Annotated in this window: 11 protein-coding genes; 3 read left to right on the top strand and 8 right to left on the bottom strand. The window is 39.8% G+C overall.

Features of this window, described 5'->3' with window-relative positions; all coding sequences use genetic code 11:
• The first annotated feature begins 510 nt into the window (after positions 1–510).
• Positions 511–879, top strand: coding sequence for a hypothetical protein (locus tag BO222_RS06560; protein WP_143356962.1), 369 nt, complete (start codon positions 511–513; stop codon positions 877–879).
• Positions 880–1595: 716 nt separating this feature from the next.
• Here the strand turns inward: BO222_RS06560 and BO222_RS06550 are convergent.
• Complete coding sequence (locus BO222_RS06550) at positions 1596–3314, bottom strand: phosphoenolpyruvate carboxykinase (ATP) (RefSeq protein WP_075819471.1); 1719 nt, start codon at positions 3312–3314, stop codon at positions 1596–1598.
• A 785-nt stretch (positions 3315–4099) separates the two neighbouring features.
• On the opposite strand from BO222_RS06550, the gene BO222_RS06545 reads away from it, so the two are divergent.
• A complete protein-coding gene (locus BO222_RS06545) occupies positions 4100–4342 on the top strand; it encodes a hypothetical protein (protein ID WP_075819468.1) in 243 nt (80 codons plus the stop codon).
• 362 nt (positions 4343–4704) lie between these two features.
• Here the strand turns inward: BO222_RS06545 and BO222_RS06540 are convergent, their stop codons facing one another.
• From BO222_RS06540 to BO222_RS06515, 6 genes are all read right to left on the bottom strand, one after another.
• The gene (locus BO222_RS06540; protein WP_075819466.1) at positions 4705–6399 is read right to left on the bottom strand and encodes a proline--tRNA ligase; all 1695 of its coding nucleotides are present in this window, start codon (positions 6397–6399) and stop codon (positions 4705–4707) included.
• Between the two features lie 53 nt (positions 6400–6452).
• A complete protein-coding gene (locus BO222_RS06535; RefSeq protein WP_075819463.1) occupies positions 6453–7760 on the bottom strand; it encodes a peptidase U32 family protein in 1308 nt (435 codons plus the stop codon).
• The gene (locus BO222_RS06530; protein WP_075819461.1) at positions 7757–8674 is read right to left on the bottom strand and encodes a peptidase U32 family protein; all 918 of its coding nucleotides are present in this window, start codon (positions 8672–8674) and stop codon (positions 7757–7759) included. The genes BO222_RS06535 and BO222_RS06530 overlap by 4 nt, the downstream gene beginning before the upstream one ends.
• A gap of 779 nt (positions 8675–9453) precedes the next feature.
• Positions 9454–10194: a transposase gene (locus tag BO222_RS06525; protein ID WP_269843621.1), complete on the bottom strand. Its 741-nt coding sequence runs from the start codon at positions 10192–10194 to the stop codon at positions 9454–9456.
• Positions 10184–10243, bottom strand: coding sequence for a helix-turn-helix domain-containing protein (locus BO222_RS14395; RefSeq protein WP_075819482.1), 60 nt, complete (start codon positions 10241–10243; stop codon positions 10184–10186). The genes BO222_RS06525 and BO222_RS14395 overlap by 11 nt, the downstream gene beginning before the upstream one ends.
• Positions 10244–10595: 352 nt before the next feature.
• A complete protein-coding gene (locus tag BO222_RS06515; RefSeq protein WP_075819457.1) occupies positions 10596–13640 on the bottom strand; it encodes a glycoside hydrolase family 2 in 3045 nt (1014 codons plus the stop codon).
• Positions 13641–14428: 788 nt separating this feature from the next.
• Here BO222_RS06515 and BO222_RS06510 point away from each other — a divergent pair.
• Entirely contained in the window at positions 14429–15715 is a 1287-nt protein-coding gene (locus tag BO222_RS06510) for a serine hydrolase (RefSeq protein WP_075819454.1), read from the top strand.
• Positions 15716–16137: 422 nt separating this feature from the next.
• Here BO222_RS06510 and nifJ read toward each other — a convergent pair whose 3' ends face one another.
• The gene (gene nifJ / locus BO222_RS06505) at positions 16138–19671 is read right to left on the bottom strand and encodes a pyruvate:ferredoxin (flavodoxin) oxidoreductase (protein WP_075819452.1); all 3534 of its coding nucleotides are present in this window, start codon (positions 19669–19671) and stop codon (positions 16138–16140) included.
• Between the last annotated feature and the right edge of the window lie 15 nt (positions 19672–19686).

Genomic DNA, 19686 nt, shown 5'->3' with positions numbered 1-19686 from the left:
TAAATGCTTCCAGATCCTGACAGGTCAGACTTTCACTCTGCATGAATTCAGCCAGTTTTTTGAACATAGAATTTTTTTCCATTTTTGCTCCATAAAGAACTTGAATTGAATATTGTCGACGATAATTCTGGGCCCATAACGAGACAAAAAAGTACCCGAAACGAGCGAATACTTAACCAAAAGTGTTAAGTATTAAATCACCCGTTTTGGGTACTTTTATAAAACCACGAACAAACATCTCTATTCGAACATATACATAAATAGAACAAGGTAAAAAAATATTCGAGAAGAGGATTTTAAATCAATAATTTGTTTTTATGAATCAAAAATTAAGGGTTTTAGATTTAATTTTGATGTAACAAAAAAGGATGATGCTGATTCTCTCATTCTTCAGAGCATAACTTCGTTTATCTATCGTAACCAAAATCTGTGCTTCCAAAGCTTAAAAATTATTTAGATGATTCTGAAAATTGGAATAGTTTCGCCTTTTTTAAAACCAAACTTCTTGAAATGATTTATGAATACTTTGCGGACCTTTCGTTTGAAATTCATCTTCCATTTCTATTGGAGCACCAAGAACTGTATGATAAAAATGAACTTTCTTTCCTTTATGATTTACTTGGACTGAGTAAGTTAAGAAAATACGATGAGTCTGCAATTGAGATTCTTCAAAATGCTAAATCATTAGCCGTCATATTAAACATCCCTGGCTGGTTAGAACTAATTGATTATCATTTGATCATCTCCTATTTACGTTTTATGCAGCCGGCAAAAGCATTAATGCTCTTCGATGAATGCGGACATGATTTTCAGGAAGCTGGAGCTCATCGTCGAATTCTGGATTTACGTTTTAGTCAGGCTCGTTGTCTCGGAATGTAGCGCTTATTTGAGGAAGCTGAGCAGGTTTTTCTTAATCTGATTCAAACCTATGATCAAGTAGACACTGAACGCTTTTTAGCTATGGTTTATAGCAATTATTCCTGGACAAAGCTGCTCATGAAAAACTATTCTGAAGCTGTTCATCTGGCTTTAAAAGCCATTTTTCTCAATACTAGTATTGTTGATACCTATGTAACAATTGCCTATAGTTATTACAAATTAGGACAAAAAGATAAATCCTGTCAATTCATTGCTGTGTTTAGAGCAGGATTTACAAGATGATCGATCTAAAGTCATCTCAAAATTCCTGGAGATCCTTGAATGCTATCTGCTTGGACGGAAAAAAACTTTTGAACGTGATGCTCTTCAATTATTGCCGCGTCTTAAAAAATGGAGAGATCTCGAATTAGATCTATTTATCTATCAGTTATTGATCGAGTACTATACCAATCAAGAAGACCTGCCTTCTCTTTGTCGATGTCAATCTGAATTGATTGAGTTTTTATGCCAACAATAATTAAATATCCACACAATTGATCATCAATGCAGTTTTTTAAGCTAAAATTCGTACAAAAAAGTCGATTCATACCAGAACAAACAGGTAAAGAATCGACTTTTCATTTTTAAAATTTAAATTTGTGCCATTTGATCGAACAGTAAACTATCCGCCTTATAAAGCAGCTTGTTTAACGTTTATTCATCAGTTGTACGGGATGCTATTCAGCTTCAGGTTTTGGATCATCAGTAATGAATTTCAGCAGTTCTTCAGCTGCATCTTCAATACCCTGACGATTGGATTTGTCAAATCCTAAGTGAGTATAAATTTCACCCATATAGATTCCCTGGTCCTTCATTGCAGTAAACATTTCATCAATCAAAGGTTCGCAGATTTCCTGTTCCTGCATTGGACCAAATGGATTGGCAAAGTAAGTTTTGGAAAGACCAACTTCCTGGGTTGTTCCCAATGCCATACGTGTTCCATCTTTACAGGTCTGCTTGATCTCATCAAAAGTGAGTTCTTTCATACCTTTGGAATCAGTGTAGTTGTTGGCATAGCAGAACAGATCAATTGGATGGTTGCGGGTAATGAACGAATAAGGTTCAGTAGGAACAACCATACGGGAGTTCGGATTTTCTGGCGCGAAGAAAATCGAACGGTCCATATCGCGGTATGGGGTTCCTGGATCCAGGTCATCAAGACGGATAAAGGCTCCAATTTCAGTACCCTGTCCATAAGGCACTCCATCTTCAAGATGAATAGTACCCATGTCATCGAAGACTACTTCAACGGATTTGATCTTGTCCTTACCCACATGCTTTAATGCTTCAATGGATTCAGATTTTCCTGCCCCAGAATCTCCCATCAGGATGATGCCTTTCTGACGGCCATCCTTTAACTTGATGTTAACCATAGCACCGTGAATTGGCAGCCAGCCTTTTTCCATCATAGCCAAGTTGTGCAAAGTCAAAGCCATCTTTTTCAGATAACCAAAATATTCGATTCTTGGATGATCGGAAATGCATCCAACCCAGATACCATTCTTTTCATCATGCCAGTATACAGTTTCATTCTTTCCATCTTCATTTCCGAAAATCATCAGCAGGTCTGGACGCTTATTGGACTCATCGATCGGTGCCAGTTCAAATAGGTTTGCCATACTCAATGCAGAGGCTGTGTATTTTGTATTGAAGTACACAAAGCAAAGCAGTTTTCCGACTTTAATAGGGAGACAGAACCATTCATTTGGATCAATGCTCAGATAGTTCATTGGATTTTCTTCTGCTTTGACAAACATTCCGGTACGTTTGGAAGACTTCGGATGAAGAATCATTGGGGTTCTTAACATAACACAGTCAATGATTGGAACATCTTTTAGACCGATATAATCTTCATTCCAATGTTCTTCAGAATCATGAACTGAGAAGCAGGAGTTGGTACCGGCCTGTACCTGACGATAAACAAGATTAGGACGATTTGCGATTTTCTCAGAGAATAAACGATAGGTTCTGAGGATCAGATCGTTCATTTTCGAATCACGTTCTACAAGCGTATTAATTCCAAAATCTGGAGTATCCAGAGAATTCATAAAACCAAAGCGCTGCAAACTTCTCCATCCGCGATAAATTTCTTCAATCACATTATTGAGAGTATCATTGTCTTTCAGGAAATGCGTTGGTTCCATTTCGTCGATATCAAATACTGCGAGCAGACGAAGGAATGTACAAAACTGTCTTCCTGCTTCTTCAGGAGTCAGCTCTCCATCGTTTGTCAGATAATCATAGATATTGACATCCATGTCTTTTTCAATATTGATAAAGTAAGTAATAAACTTTTCAAATGTTTTGCTTTTCAGCAGTGTCTCCCTGTTCTTTGGGTAAGCTTTGTTATAGTTCAGGATAACCTGCCGGTTAGCAATACTGATCTTCTTTTCCATAAATCGTTCTGTCGATCCTTTCTAATTCAATGGTTGAATAATAACCGAATCTAATCAGGCTGTAAACGAAAATAGTACATGAACAAAAGACATATGTATCTATTCTCTAAACATAACGCTTACATCATGGCTCTTTAATCGATTGAAAGCGTTTTTGTGATTTTGCCAAGATTCGCTCTTGAAGCCGACAAAGCGGCTCAAACAGTTCAATTCTAAACCACTAATTCGATTTTATTTCAATTCTTACAACTTAATTTCTGATAATTTCCCATTTTATTGCAAAAAAGCAACACTTTTTCACTTCTCAATTTACAATCAGTTAAATCTCAAAAATCAATTTCAAGTTTAATGCTCAAAAATCATTCAATTCCTATCTGAAAGAAAGTGGAAATGTATCCTGTAAAGTCTCAGTCGGGCTATTTTACCAGCTCCTCTTTTTCAAAATCTGCCTTCAATGGATTTTTATCGCAATTTGTTGAAGTTCCTCGTGCATATATCATCTTTTTCTACTAAACACATACATCCTTCAATCGAATCATATTCATCATAAAAGGAAATAATTTTTGGATTAATAAATATATATGTGCATATTCGATTTTTATGTTGCAAACTTTATGCATCGATGGTATAACTTTATTAGCAACAGACAGGTAATTCGTTTAATCTGTTTGAGCGTTTGTTGCATAAATGCTCTTGAGACAGTTTCGTTTCGAGTCCGCTGCAGCAGCGCATCCATTCATATTTTCGATTAGAAAGGTCCTTTATCAAGGAAACAGGTGAAATTCATGCAGGCAATCCAACAAAGACAACCAGTCAGCTTCAACGTTTATCTCAAAGAGGCTCGGGCTAGAAAAAAATATCTTGCCGGGCAGATGCTGCGGTTAATCCTGGTTCGAATCATTAAGTGGCTGATCGACTTTGAGAATCGAATGATGGAAGGAACCGTAACTAAACTTGAAATTTGCACGATTATTGGAGCAGGAGCCCTCCTCTGCATCTCTCTGATTAAACTAGGTCTGCTCCCATAATAATTCGTTTACCTGAAATAAAGGCACAGCCCGTCCCCTTGTTGGCTGTGCCTTTATTTCATCTACTACTGCATCAAAAAAAATGAAACATAAAAGATTTCGAGATCGCGAGAAGATGCGAATTCAGCTTCTGAATTCAAAAAAAACTTCGATCCCATTGAGGGATTCGAAGTTTTTTCATAATTTACTCTTGTTGGAAATGTCCTAATTTGTAATCCATGAATATGGAAATCTGCCTATTATTTCAAAAGCTTTTGGTTTCAAATCGTTTACAGAATTCGTCTATTCCTTATAGATCCTAATAACACTTATACAAATTCTTTACTTCTTGTAGAGGATTTTTTATCGATGGATCCGTTTTTCTACTTGGTGTAAATCTGATCAAGCAGTGATTTTAAATCTTCCAAAGCGACTTCCTGTTTTTCTGAAGTACTTCTCAAAACATATTCAGCCTTGCCTTCAGAAACACCTTTTCCGAACGTAATTCTATGAGGAATACCAATCAGTTCCATATCTTTGAATTTAACGCCCGGACGTTCTGTACGATCATCGAGAAGAACATCATAGCCTTTTTCTTTCGCATACTCATACAGTTCTAAAGCCGCTTCTTTCTGCTTTTCATCTTTCATGGAAACAATGACTAAAGCCGCCTTAAATGGAGCAATGTTTTCTGGCCATTTCAATCCATGCTCATCATTATACTGATCAGCTACTGCAGCCATGCATCGTTCTAAACCGATACCATAACTTCCCATCCATACGGGCTGCAGCTGGTTGTTGGCATCCAGATAATTAAGTCCCATCGCCTTAGAATACTTGGTGCCTAATTTGAACAGGTTTCCAACTTCGATACCATGATCAAAAGTCAGAGGTTTGCCGCATTTAGGACAGATATCCCCTGGTCGCACCTGACAAAGGTCAGCCACTTCAGCGATATCGAAATCCTTCAGATTGACATGAATATGGTGATGATCGGTTTTATTTGCACCAACTGTAAAGTTTTTCTTTTTCAGAACCTGACGATCTGCATAGACTGGAATTTCAAGTCCTACTGGTCCGGCAAAGCCCACTTTGGCATGAGTGACTTTTTCAACGACGTCAGCTGAAGCCATTTCCAGATTGGTCGCCTTCAATAGTTTAGAAGCCTTGGTTTCGTTAAGATCACGATCTCCAGGAATCAAAAAAGCGACAGGTTTGTCATCAGCCATGTAGATCAGAGTCTTCAGGAAAGTGGATGGATCCTGATTCAGGAATTCAGAAACCTCTTCAATCGTTCCGGCATTTGGAGTCAGAATTGTTTCAAGTTCAAGCTCTTCGCCTTCTTCAGGTTGAGTCGTATCAACAACTTCAGTGATTTCCAGGTTGCTTGAAAAATCGCAGCCTTCGCATCCAACCACTGTATCTTCTCCGATACTTGAAATAGCCTGATATTCCTCTGAAAGCAGACCACCCATCAATCCGGTATCGGCACGAACAATTTTATAGTTGAGACCAAGACGATCGAAAATCTTGCAGTAGGCATCATACATATTATCGTAAGCCACATCGAGTCCAGCTTCATCAATATCAAAGGTATAGGCATCTTTCATAATGAATTCGCGAACTCGGATCAGTCCATAACGAGGTCTGGTTTCATCTCTGTATTTAGTCTGAATCTGATAAAGATTGTAAGGAAAATCCTTATACGATTTTCCATCCATCATTGCCGCTGCGGCAAATAGTTCTTCATGGGTTGGTCCTAAAACGTATTTTTTCTGATAGCGGTCCTTTAAGGAGAACATATTGTCTCCAAAGGATTCGCGGCGTCCGCTGGCCACATAAACATCCTCCGGAATCAAAGCAGGCATCAGCAGTTCCTGTGCATGATGGCTGTCCATTTCTTCCCGAACAATATCTTCAATCTTAGCAAGTACTTTTTTACCCATCGGCATGATCATGTAAACTCCATTCGAAGATTTTTTGATCATACCGGCTCTTACGAGCAGGTTGCTTGAAATGCTGTCTTCGTCCTTTGCGTTTTCTCGCAGAGTATAGAAAAAGCTATTGGATAATTTCATATTCAATTTAAGCCTTCTGGCTTCTTCCTTTCTACAGATTCCTGTTTTTCATTTTAATCTGATTCTTTAGAATCAGAATTTCTGCCTGTTGTTGTATCATCGCCTAAGCGTTTGCGGATCATTCCAAAAGCAGGCGCCGGACCATCATATCTGGCCATGACCATCTGCATGGGATGCGAACAGGCTTCCATTGGATTTCCCTGTTCATCATAGACTTCTTCGATGAATATGCTTGCCGGTTTAATATTTGGTCCAAAGACCTCAGCATGACTGAAAGGTGTGAATTTGTTTCGTACCCTCAGCAAAACTTTTTCATCATCTATTCGCTCTATGATTTCAGCAACATACTCCTGTGTTACTGTTTCATCATGATCCCGGTACAGCTGAACCTTTCGATCCGGAATTCCTTTAAAGAATCCTGGACCGGTTGGTCTGTTTTCCGCTTTTGCGATTTCCATTTTGATTTCTTTTCTGAATTCATCAGAAGCGAATCCTTTTTCATAGATTTCATCAATCAATCTTCGATAGGCAGAAACCACAGTAGCAATATAATATGCGGATTTCATTCGTCCTTCAATTTTTAATGAAGAAACTCCGCTATTTATCATCTCTTCGACAAAATCCACTGCCTGCAGATCCCTGCTGGACATACTGAACAGACGGTGTTCAGGAGAGATTGGTGTTTCACTTTTGGGATCATCAAAGACTCTGTATTTCCAGCGGCAGCTTTGGGCACAGCCTCCACGGTTTGCATCACGTAAGGTCATATGATTGCTTAATACGCATCGTCCTGAATAAGATATGCACATTCCTCCATGAATGAATGCTTCAATTGGAAGGATTTGCTTCTTTGCAATTGCACTGACCTGTTCTAAAGTGCATTCTCTGGCTAGTACGACGCGATCCATCTTCTGGTCTTTCCAGAATTCAATCGATTTGGAATTTGTGGTTGAATGCTGTGTAGAAACATGAAGTTCATAACCGACATCCAATGACCTGGCCAGGGACAAAACAGCCGGACTGGCCGCGATAATTGCATCAATTCCTGCTTCATCCAGTTCAAGAAGATATTCTTTCAATCCTTCAAAATCATCAGGGTGTGGGAGCATGTTGACCGTGACATGGACTTTTGCACCAAATTCTTTTGCAAACTGACAGAGTTCCTGAATATCTTCCATAGAAAAATTCGAAGCTCTCGACCGAAGTGAAAAACGGTTTCCTCCGATATAGACTGCATCCGCTCCATAACGAATGGCCGTTTTAGCCTTCTCCAGATTTCCCGCCGGGGCCAGCAACTCGATTTTTCTTGTACCTTGTTTACCGGTATTCAACTGGCATGAATAAACATTTTTCCTTGTCATACCATCTGATCCTTTCGTGTCACAGTCTTCATCGAATACAGATGATCGCTTCCCTTTTTATGCGATTCTTCTATCGGCTTTTGATTCAGAATATTTCGATATAAGGCAAGCTGTCTGACACCATACTCATCATCTTCAAAGAGAGTATCAATCCTAAATCGGTTAATTCTATGTTCCTTTAACAAAGAAATTTCATCATAGGAACAAATGGGTTCATCACTGTATACGGTTGTTCCACTTGAATCTTCAATAACAGGAAGCTTTCCAGCCCGCTTTTGCTCCTGAATCCAGTACAGCTGATTATCTGAAGATTCGTTTTCATAAAGCTTGTTTTTTAAATCTTCAGGATCACTCTGATCGGATTCATTCATGCTTTTGATTTCTTCAAAATAATTGCTCAACAGTGGTCTTCTCGAAGACATCCAGGAATAATAACCCTGAATTAAAATCTCAATCGGACCGGCAACACTGGCGCAGGAGAGGATTTCATCCAATGTGAGTTCATGGGCCATGCTGACGGATTTCAATCCCTGATCAAGATAAAACTTTGCATCATAGCTATTGACCATTAATGTCTCCGGCTGAAAGATTAATCGATCAATCAGATCCATTTTGCGCGCAAGCTGAATCCAGCCTTCATCTGCAATATAGATTTCATCCACACCAGCAGACTGGCAAAGTTTTAAAAATTCTTCGGCTTCTTCGATTTCATCTTCTTCAAGCATTTTCATCGCATTAACCGCAGCCAGAAGAGAATGTTCATGAATCTTCTGAACCGTATTTTCTAAATCTTCTGGATCGAGAAAACTGATTTGACGGATGGAAAATTCAGGCAGAGCCAGGATTATCCCATCACTTTTTGCATTTATCAGATTTTCGAGTTCCTGTTTTGAATTTGCACTGACTCTAAACATCTGGCTCCTTTCTGGTTCGTCTCTTATCTCTAATTTAAACAGCAAAAAATCAGAAGACATGATTCTTCCAATTCAGTGTTTCTGGCGAACCTGATTTATCATGACGGATTGTCATCACACTTGGCAATCCATTGTCTTAAATAAAAAAAAAGAATGGTTTCCCATTCATTATATGGTAAGCATTGGTTAGATGCTGGTCTTCAAAATCAGGAATATAAGCGAAGGTAGAGTAGGTAAGAGAAGAAAAAAAGAGAAAACTTATATTCCCGGTGCTGGATTACTCCTTCTTCAGTCAGTCAGACCGAATGGATTGCACGACCCAAGTGGATGCTTTTCAATTAAAAAGTTCCGTTAACAGTGTATCAAAGTGAAACTTCAAGAAAAGAGTGAGGTGAACGATGAAAGGATTATTTAGCAAAAAACTCTTTAAGAAATCGTTTACACTCATACACAATCGTGTAAATGCCTAACTTCTTTACCTATGGAAAAAAAAGGATAACTCCATGTGTCATAGTTTTATGATTTTGCCTTAATGGCGTACTGAGTTAGCGTATCTCTTTGTTTCTGATGTTGAATCCGGCTTTGATGTCTCAATTATGGAAAGCACCATACTCTGGACAATCTCAGGCTCTTATAAATACGATTTTTTCCCTATTCTCATTGCCGCAGCTATAACAGATCTGAATGTTTGCCTATTCTTATCTGATAAAGATTGACCAAAATACAAAGACTGAACCAGAATATTCTTATTCTGATTTTCTTTACAGCCTCAATCATTGTCATTGGCTATCAGTCCTTGGCTGTTTATACAGAAAATCCTTTCGTTGATTTTCCATTTTTTCATGAATTTGATCGACTTTAATTCGCTGCTTATTCCAGTTGTTTGAGCCTTTCACCATGCGGGAAAGTTTCCGTTTTTCTCGTTTGAGTTTCTTTTCAGTCTCGTAGTAATAACTTGGATATTTTGGTTCCTTGCCATCAGGATCCTTAGATAGTTCAGGCATTGAATGAACCAAATTGATGGATTTTTGAGACGTCTGCTGGTGTGCTTGATTTTCATACTCGAACAAAATACTTGCATAATATTCTTCACTTGGACTCTGGCTAATCGTGACAGATTTCAGTTTATCCGAAGGAATTGGGCAATGCAGCTCGATTTTAACAAGACCTACTTTAGCAAGCCTGATGACATCGTCTTTGATTGCAACATTGCCATTGATCCATAGAGTTGTACAACTTTTCAGGTTAGCTTTCTTTGATTTAAATTTTGGAAAACCGATTGCTGGATTTCTGAAAAAATCCTGAAAGTCATTATCCAAATGGTAAAGTGACTGCTTGAGCGCAATGCAGTCAACTTCTTTAAGAAAGGCATAATCTTCAGTTTTCAATAATTTCGCTAAATCATCAGCATACCAAGTATAGTTCAAGCTGGATTGATCCATTTGATACTGCGGAATCTTTATATCGAGGTAATAGTTGTAAACGAACCTCACACAGCCGAAAGTTTTCTCAAAGAGAATTTTTTTGTTCTTTATCTGGATAGATCCTAAATTTATAAGCTTTGTTCATTATCCTTTGCCCTGGTTAGATATCCCCTCAAACATAATACTAAACTCACATGTGATTTTATAGACCAACTAGGCAATTCGTCCCCCGCTTTCGCTGTGCTCAAAAGCTGGGTCTTCTTGCAGAGAACAGGATAAAAAGAGAGGATCAGAGATTGTTCAGCCCTGATCCTGTAATTTGAATATGAATAGCCCAAGCTATACGGACAATTAATTCGAACAAATTCGATTTAACAATGAATCACTTAGTTGTCAGTAGCTATTAGCCTCAAACCTCGTTTTTTATTCTGAAGACAAATAATCAAAAAAGCTTCCTTTTGCTCAATTCTTACCTGCACCAAGAAACATTGAGCTTCCTAAATACTGTCAGTTTTCTCATCTGAATTTTCTGTACTTTCTTCAGTTCCAACTTCGAGAATTCCCTGTGGATCAACCTTTGAAATGATAAAGGAATAGGAAATATTTCTTGAAGCATCTACCATAAATTCATCATGTACTCTTGCCTGCCAGCTGTCATCGCCGCCAACACCCATATGAACTCCAGCAATTCGAACATAGGTATAAGAAGAAGATGGAAGTTCCCATACATGGTCAGCTGCCTGCAGCTGTTCATACGAATATGGAAGAACAGAAACTTCGAGTGGTTTTCTGACCATCGAGAATTTCAATCCTTTTCCATGACGGTTGGTTACATCGACGTACCGGATTCCAGTTCTGTTGCCCATCTCCTGAGGTCTGAGATAGTGAGAAACATTCTCCCGCACCTTCATGGTGTAGTGATCCAGCCTGGCCCCTTCCATTCGGTCAATATAGTTTTCCTGTGGACCATTTCCATAGTAATGAACCCGGTTCAGGAATCCCGGTAATTTGAATTGTGTAGCAAAAACCGGAATGAACTCAAACTGCGGTTTTCCATGGAACGAAACATCCACTCCAATTAATCCTGGTGAAGCAATAGAATAGCTGATATAGCATCTGGTTTCCGGTGTTGAAGGAACTTTATATTCATAACGGATCTGACCGAGATGGTTTTCGTAGTCAAGACGAACCTGCATATCTACCGGTTTGGCAAACACACTGGCCGCATGCCACATCGCAAATTCATAATCATGCCCTGCTCCAATTTCATTATCTGTAACTGCATGCATAAAGATTGGAGAAGCCGGCTTTTCAATGTATTCCGTTCCATCGTATTTCAGGGAAACCATGCCTTTTTCTGTAAACAGTGCCTGGAAGCCATCCTGATGAAAGCCGATCACTCCCTGATCATCCACAATTTCCATATAGCCTAAATCAGCATTCATTGAACGATAACGGCCTTCAACCGACTGACCAAAAGCTGCAACATCTCCTGCCCTGGCAAATGGAGTGTCCTGTTTATAGCAAGCCTGGACTTCTCGAATGGTTTCTCCTTCGTCCCGTTTCCATTGAATGAATGACTTTCTGGAAGCCCCTGGTTCTAAATCCAGTTCAAGAACTCCATCAAGAATCACATCACCCTTCTCGTTCTTTTCTATGTATCTGAATTCGTATTCAGAAGCATTACTGAAAGCAAGCTTATTGGTAATCTTAACTCCATGACGATCTGGAACAATTTCAAAAGGCTGGTACAGATAGCGTACTTCCTGCATTTTTGGAGAGAGAGTTCGATCAGCATAAACAATGCCATCTGTACTGAAATTTCCATCATTGATTCGATCTTTAAAATCTCCGCCTACACCAAGATATGTTTTGCCATGACGGCGTAAATTCAAAGCCTGATCGATATAGTCCCAGATAAATCCACCCGCATAATTTGGATAGACTTCGAGATCCGTATATTTGCTCATTCCCCCTAAGGAATTTCCCATGGCATGAGAATATTCACATAGAAGCAATGGCTTATCTGGATTATTTAATAAGTATTCTTCGCATTCATTGGCTGGCAGATACATTCTTGAATAAAAATCAGAAACGTTGTAGGCCTTAGGAGCCATCCAGCAGCCTTCATAGTGAACGGGCCTGGTTGGATCTTCTGTGCGAATCAGATCCGCCTCTTCAAGAAGAACATCGCCATAACCACTTTCATTTCCTAATGACCAGATCAGGATGGATGGATGATTCTTATCTCTTTGAACCATTGAATTGGCTCGATCAGAAACCGCCATTCTCCATTCTCTATGATTTCCAGGTAAAGTGGTCTGAAGATTGTTCACGTCTTTTTGTGCCCATGTTCCATGCGTTTCAAGGTTGGCTTCATCAATCAGATACAAACCATATTGATCAGCCAGATCATACCAGTAAAAATGGTTTGGATAATGAGAGGTTCTTACGGCATTAATGTTATTCGCCTTAAGGATTTTGATATCCTCTTCCATTTCTTCCTTCGTGATCGCCCGTCCGTTTTTAGCAGAGAATTCATGACGGTTGACTCCACGTAAAATGAGCCGTTCTCCATTGAGCATTAAAACGCCGTCAATGATTTCAACCTGCCGCAGTCCAACTCTGTTGACTACGCGTTCCATCAATTTTTCATTCTCATCTAGTACATCAATTTCAAGCTTGTACAGATTCGGGTGTTCAGCCGACCAGAGTTCGATATCTGTCAGATCCATTGCAAGATATGTTTCCCTCGTATTGAATTCAATAATTTTCTGGTGCTTTGGATTAAACAGACGAACCTGATAATGAGCTCCCTCTTTATTGGGTTTCATCCGTAAAAGAACGCGTGCCTGATTGAACGTTGGATTTAACTGCGTTTCAATCTTTAGATCTTTAATATAAAGCTTTGGATATCCAACTAACGAGACATCTCTAAAGAGTCCGGAAAAACGAAAGAAGTCCTGATCTTCAAGCCATGACCCAGTGGAGTACTGGTAAACCTGAACAGCTAATTTGTTTTCTCCAGGCGTAATGTAGTTGGTGACATCAAACACAGCTGGAGTAAAGGAATCTTCTGAATATCCAACAAATGCTCCATTAATCCAGCAAGCCATAGCACTTTCCGCCCCGTCAAACTTCAGATGAATTTCTCTTCCAGCTAGATCTGGATCCAAAGTGAAGTAACGGACATAGCTGATTGTCGGGTTGTATTTCTTAGGAACCTTACCTAATTTGAGTTTTTCCTTACCTTCCCAAGGATACCTTGTATTCAGATACTGGATTTGTCCGAGATTCTGCATCTGAATATGACCAGGAACATGAATAGTTGGTTTGCCATGATAGTCTGCATCTAATCGATAAAATTCTGGATCAGCCTGATCTGGTGAAGAGGCATAGCTATAAAACCAATCTCCATTCAATGACTGAACCAATGGTCTTCCGTCAATCAAAGAGATATGATCGCTGACAGCTTCCAGTCGATTGACTTCAAAAACTTCTGGGTTGTCAATCCAACCTGTATCAAATTTTTCTGCTCTCATAAATTTTCCCCTCCATGTTTGTGAATCCCCTTATGAACATGAACTATCACAGTTCGAGAATGAGTTGCATTAGTTCAAAGTTTAAGTTTTCTGTGATCCAAATAATATTCAAAGTTCTTTTTCATTTCGTTTGAAGTGCCTGATTTATCCATTGACCGAAGCAAATTTGAAATATCAGCCCGGATCTTAAAATGAAATATGACGGTTCGAACATTCAATCCTATAGTAATCGTTGAAGATTTTTCTTTGACAACAAATCAAAGTATTTATAATGCTTCAGTCAAAAAAGCGTCGTACTAATCTATAGTTTACCGTTGAAGACTATTCTTGTGAACCAGATGAAAAGAGGATGGCCGTTCATTCTCAGATAAAAAGAAGCGAACATATGACGAAAGTCAAATACGGTTCAAAGGATACAACGATTTATTTATGGATCGGTAGTGAACTTTCCTGTCAAAGTTTATTTTTCGTTTTATATGTCAATCGTTAATTTAGCTATTCAGATCAAGTTTCGTCCAAAAGAAATGGATGTAATCTTTCAAAATCTTCCTTTGATCATTCATTGAAAAAATACACCCAAATGGATCAATCACGATAATACATCGAAATTTAAAGAACTTTTTTTTCAAACAGAGCATCATTATGTGTACTTCCTTGAAACATCACAATAAAGTTTCATAAACGGTGTATTTTAATCAATCACGATAACATTTTGCAAATTTCATTATGTTTTTGGAACTTTGCCGCATTGAATTGCATTTTAAAAAATATATTTTAGTATTAACTTTATGGGTACGAAACACAGCAAAAACAGCACCGGATCTAAACGAAAACGTTCCAGGCGCATTAATTATAAAAGACTTGCGGTTGTCGGAGTTTGCGCTTTAACTCTTGCAGGAGCACTCGTATATGGTGGCTATAAGGCCTATTCTTTTGTCGACTATAAGCTCAATGGCCGCAAACCCATTGTTCTTGAATCGGGTGAAGAGCTTCCATTCATTGATCTCTATTCGCTGAGAGCAGAGATTCAGGATGTGATGACTATGAAGAACTTGAAGCATCTGCGTTCTGATATTCAGACTTTCATGTTTAACAACCAGCTCAGTGATCTGAAGGATCAAATCAATGCCTATCTGACTGAAAACCAGATTGATTCTTCTAAAATTGCATGGGCAGTTCAGGACCTGACAACTAATGCATATACCGAAAGCGACAATGCTCATCAGAATTATACTGCCGCTTCAACGTATAAACTTCCACTCTCTATGCTCTGGTATGAAAAAGTTCAGGATGGATCCGCAAAAATGGATGATACCTTTGAACTGACAGAACGAATGCTCGAAAAGGAAGATACCGAAAATCCGGATCAGCCAATCGGACGTAAATATCGTCTGGGAGATCGAATCCCATTATCTGAACTTCTGGAAGGAGCCGCTTTGTATTCAGATAATATTGCCGGACATATCCTGTTCGAAAACCTGGGCGGCTATACAGCATATAAAACACAGGCTCTGAAATATTCTGATACCTTGCAGGATAAGGAATTTACAAGCTCTCAGAATGTTTTGAATCCTCATTACACAATGAATCTTGTGAACTATATGTGGAATCATCCAGGAACATTTGATGAGCTCAAGTACTGGCTTTATTGTGCTATTCAAGGTAATTTCCTGAATCGATCTGCACAGCTGGGCTATATCCAGAAAATCGGGAATATCGAAGAAGTCCGTAATGCGATTGGTCTGATGCCTGGTGAATTCCCCTACTCTGTGTCAGTTTATTCATCAATAGATGCTAAAAAAGGTGAAGAAGTCATCGGAGACATCGGTCTGATCTGCTACAACTACTTTTTGAATAAATACAACAGCGGATTCTATGATCCAGCTCAGCTTGAAGGCAATCTGGAAAAATCCAATATGGCTTATAAAGAATCTGCGTTAGCGCCTTATGCAACTTCGAGCTGGACGGGCGGCAGTGTTTATGATGCATTCCAGAAAGACGAGAAAAAGGATGAAAACCAATCCGATTCTCAGAACAACAACCAGCAATCTGATAATCAAGCCGCTCCTGCCTGACTGATCAGAGTCCATAAAACAATCACTGTTCAGCAGGAAAACAGCTCCCTTTATCAATTGAAAGATAGTTAGACCACGAAAGGCATTCTCGATCTGAGAATGCCCTTTTTAATAGAAAATCTTTTGTTATTTTGAATTTAATTTGTCTCTCCAACAACTAACGAAACCATACATACTCAATCCACTCATTGAATATTTTATTTGGGTAGGTTATTATCTGTTTACCAAGAGCGACAAGGATTCTACGGAACTTGTACGCGCAAAAAGGTCTCTACTCGGAGACCTTTTTTGTTTGTCACAAACAGCATTGCTTAAAACATAAAAAAGCACTCTCATAATTTCTATGAGAGTGCAATTGATCATCTATGATCTTGAAAGTTTAGAACAACCTAAATCATTCTAACCGTTCATTTATTTGTCGATTAAAGACCTTCTTTTTCGATTGCTTTCAGTCTGTCGCGACGTTTCTTGGCATCAGCAGCTGCCTTAGCAAACATAGCTTCGGCCTCTTCTTCGCCTTTCAGTTTTGCAAGCTGAGCGTAGCGAGCTTCTTTAAGCATGAAGTCTTTCATCTTGGAGTAATCAGGTTCCTTCTTGCTGTCGATAGTCAGAGGGTGTTCCTTGTTGTCTGGGTTATAGCGATACAGATCAACATAACCACAAGCTACGGCATCTCTCTGAACCTGCTGATGGTTTCCTAATCCGCCCTTAATTCCGTGTTCAGCACATGGAGAGTAAGCGATGATTAAGGATGGTCCATCATAAGCTTCAGCTTCCTGGAATGCTTTCAGAGTCTGAGCTTTATCAGCACCCATGCAGACAGAAGCAACATATACATGACCATAAGTCATAGCGATCTGTCCAAGATCTTTCTTCGCAGTGGATTTACCGCCAGCAGCAAATTTAGCTACAGAAGAACGTGGAGTAGATTTAGAAGCCTGTCCACCAGTGTTGGAGTAAACTTCAGTATCCAGTACGAGTACGTTTACGTTTACGTTGTTGGCCAGTACATGGTCAAGTCCGCCGTAACCGATATCGTAAGCCCATCCGTCACCACCAATGATCCAGTTGGATTTAGAAACAAGGTCTTCCTGGAGCAGAGTCTTAACGTCTTCGTTTACATCTGCTTCAGCAACGAGCTTCTTGATTTCTGGTTCAAGAGCGCGCTGTTTTTCACGATCGTTGCCAGCTGCAAGATATTCTTCGAATTTAGCTTTCAGTTCTGGAATCACCTTATCGAGGTTGTCTTCCATAATACGGTAAATCTTAGCCTGAGACAGGTTGTTGGCTAATGCCATACCATAACCGAATTCGGCGTTGTCTTCAAACAGAGAGTTAGCCCATGCAGTTCCGTTTCCATCTTTATCTTTAACGAATGGAGAAGATGGGTTAGCACCACAGTAGATGGAAGAGCATCCAGTAGCGTTGGCAATCTGCATATCTTTACCGAACAGCTGAGAAGCTAAACGGTAGTAAGGAGTTTCACCGCATCCTGGGCAGGATCCAGGAACTTCAAAATATGGCATCTGGAACTGAGATCCCTTAACAGTTGTCTTAGGGAACAGACCAGTCTTGTATTCAGTTTCCTTGTAGAGGTAATCAGCAAGTGGGTCAAGATAGAGCTGAGAGTTAACATCAACCATCTTAAGAGCCTTGTTGCCCTTCTTACCTGGACATTCAGAAGCACACAGTCCGCATCCAACACAGTTGCTTGGAGATACCTGAACGCGGAAGCGCAGGTTCTTGCCGGACTTGTCGCCCATTAATGGCAGTGTCTTGAATTCCATTGGAGCGTCTTTGATTTCTTCTTCAGTCAGCGCAAAGATACGGATTGTAGCATGCGGGCAAACGAAGGAGCAGAATCCACACTGGATACAGTTGTCCGGATTCCATTCAGGAACATTAACGGCAATTGTACGTTTTTCCTTGAATGCAATGTTATTCTGCATGGTTCCATCAAGAACGCCGTTCTTAACGAATGAAGATACAGGCATGTTATAGCCATCAAGACCATTGATTCTTGCAGCATATTCATCCCAGTAAGCATCCCCAGTCGGTTTGCGCAGTTCAGATACTGGCAGGTTGGACCAGTTTTTATCAACTTCAACTTCTACCAGACCATCTTTACCCATGTCGATGGCTTTGTAGTTGAGCTGTACAACTTCATCACCTTTTTTGCCATAGGATTTCTTAGCGGCTTTCTTCATCAGATCTACAGCTTCTTCATAAGGAAGAATCTGAGGGTTCAGAGCGAAGAATGCAGACTGAAGGATGGTGTTGGTACGACGACCCATACCGATTTCAGAAGCAATCTTGTTTGCATCGATGATGTAGAATTTTGCTTCTTTGTCAGCAAGTTCTTTTTTCAGACGGTTAGGCATGTGCTTAACGATTTCATCCTTATCAAATGAAGTGTTCAGCAGGAATGTTCCGCCTTTTTTCAGGTTGTTAGCCAGATCGTATTTGAACATGTAGCTGTCCAGGGATACGGAAATAAAGTCAGCGTTGTTGATATAGTATGTTTTGTGAATTGGGTTGGATCCAAAACGCAGGTGAGAACGAGTTACACCACCAGCTTTTTTGGAGTCATAAGCATAGTAACCCTGAGCATACATATCTGTGTTGTCACCGATAATCTTGATAGAAGATTTGTTGGCGGATACAGTTCCGTCAGATCCAAGACCCCAGAACAGACATTCCGTAGTCTTGCCATCATCGATAACGAAGGAATCATCAAATGGTAAGGAAGTGTTGGTTACATCATCAACAATACCAATGGTGAATCCGTTTTTCGGTTCTTCGAGTTCAAGGTTGTCAAATACGGCTTTGATGTGTTTTGGAGCTGTATCGTGGCTTCCAAGACCATAACGGCCGCCAACAACTTTGATGTCTTTGTCTTTTAAAGCAGTCAGTACATCGAGGTACAGAGGTTCGCCTAAGCTTCCGCCTTCTTTAGAACGGTCAAGAACAGCGACTTTCTTCACTGTTTCTGGAAGAACGTCAAGCAGGTATTTTGTAGAGAATGGACGGAACAGGTGAACTTTTACCATTCCGACTTTCTTGCCTTCTGCATTCAGTCTGTCAATTGCTTCCTGAGCAGTTTCAGTTACAGAACCCATAGCTACGATTACGTCTTCAGCTTCTGGATCACCATAATAAGTGAATGGAGCATAATGACGGCCAGTGATTTCACTGATTTTCTTCATGTAATCAGCAACGATATCTGGAACATTGTCGTAGTGAGCATTTCTGGCTTCAACACCCTGGAAGAAGATGTCATCGTTTTCGTTGGCACCACGAGTTACAGGGTTGGTATGAGGCTGCATTGCATTTTTCTTGAATTCAGCAAGAGCTTCATAGTCAATCAGATCTTTGTATTTATCAACATCGAATACTTCGATCTTGTCTACTTCGTGAGAAGTACGGAAACCATCAAAGAAATGCACGAATGGTGTATGAGCTTTGATAGCGGAAAGGTGAGCAACACCAGCAAGGTCCATAACTTCCTGTACGGAATGGCTTGCAAGCATTGGAACACCCGTCTGACGGATTGCATAAACGTCAGAATGGTCACCAAAAATGTTCAGAGAACGGCTGGCGAGTGAACGAGCGGCTACGTGAAGAACAACTGGAAGGTTTTCACCAACCCATTTGTAAATGTTCGGGATCATTAACAAAAGACCCTGAGAAGCAGTAAATGTTGTTGGTAAAACACCTGCCTGTGCGGCACCGTGTACAGCCCCAGAAGCACCGGCTTCGGACTGAAGTTCAGCAATTTTTACAACTTCATCAAAGGCATTCTTGCGGCCCTGAGAAGCCCAAGCATCCATCTGCTCAGCCATTGGAGAAGATGGAGTAATAGGATAAATACAGCTGAGTTCAGTAAGCGCATATGCGTTATGAGCGGCAGCGGTATTTCCATCCATGGACTGGAAAGTCTTAGCTTTTTCTGCCATGTAGAATAATTCCTC

Origin of the sequence: Ileibacterium valens (assembly GCF_001945525.1) — a bacterium.
GTDB lineage: Bacteria > Bacillota_I > Bacilli_A > Erysipelotrichales > Erysipelotrichaceae > Ileibacterium > Ileibacterium valens.
The sequence above is the reverse complement of the archived record's forward strand: the minus strand, read 5'-3'. Positions and strand labels throughout refer to the sequence as shown.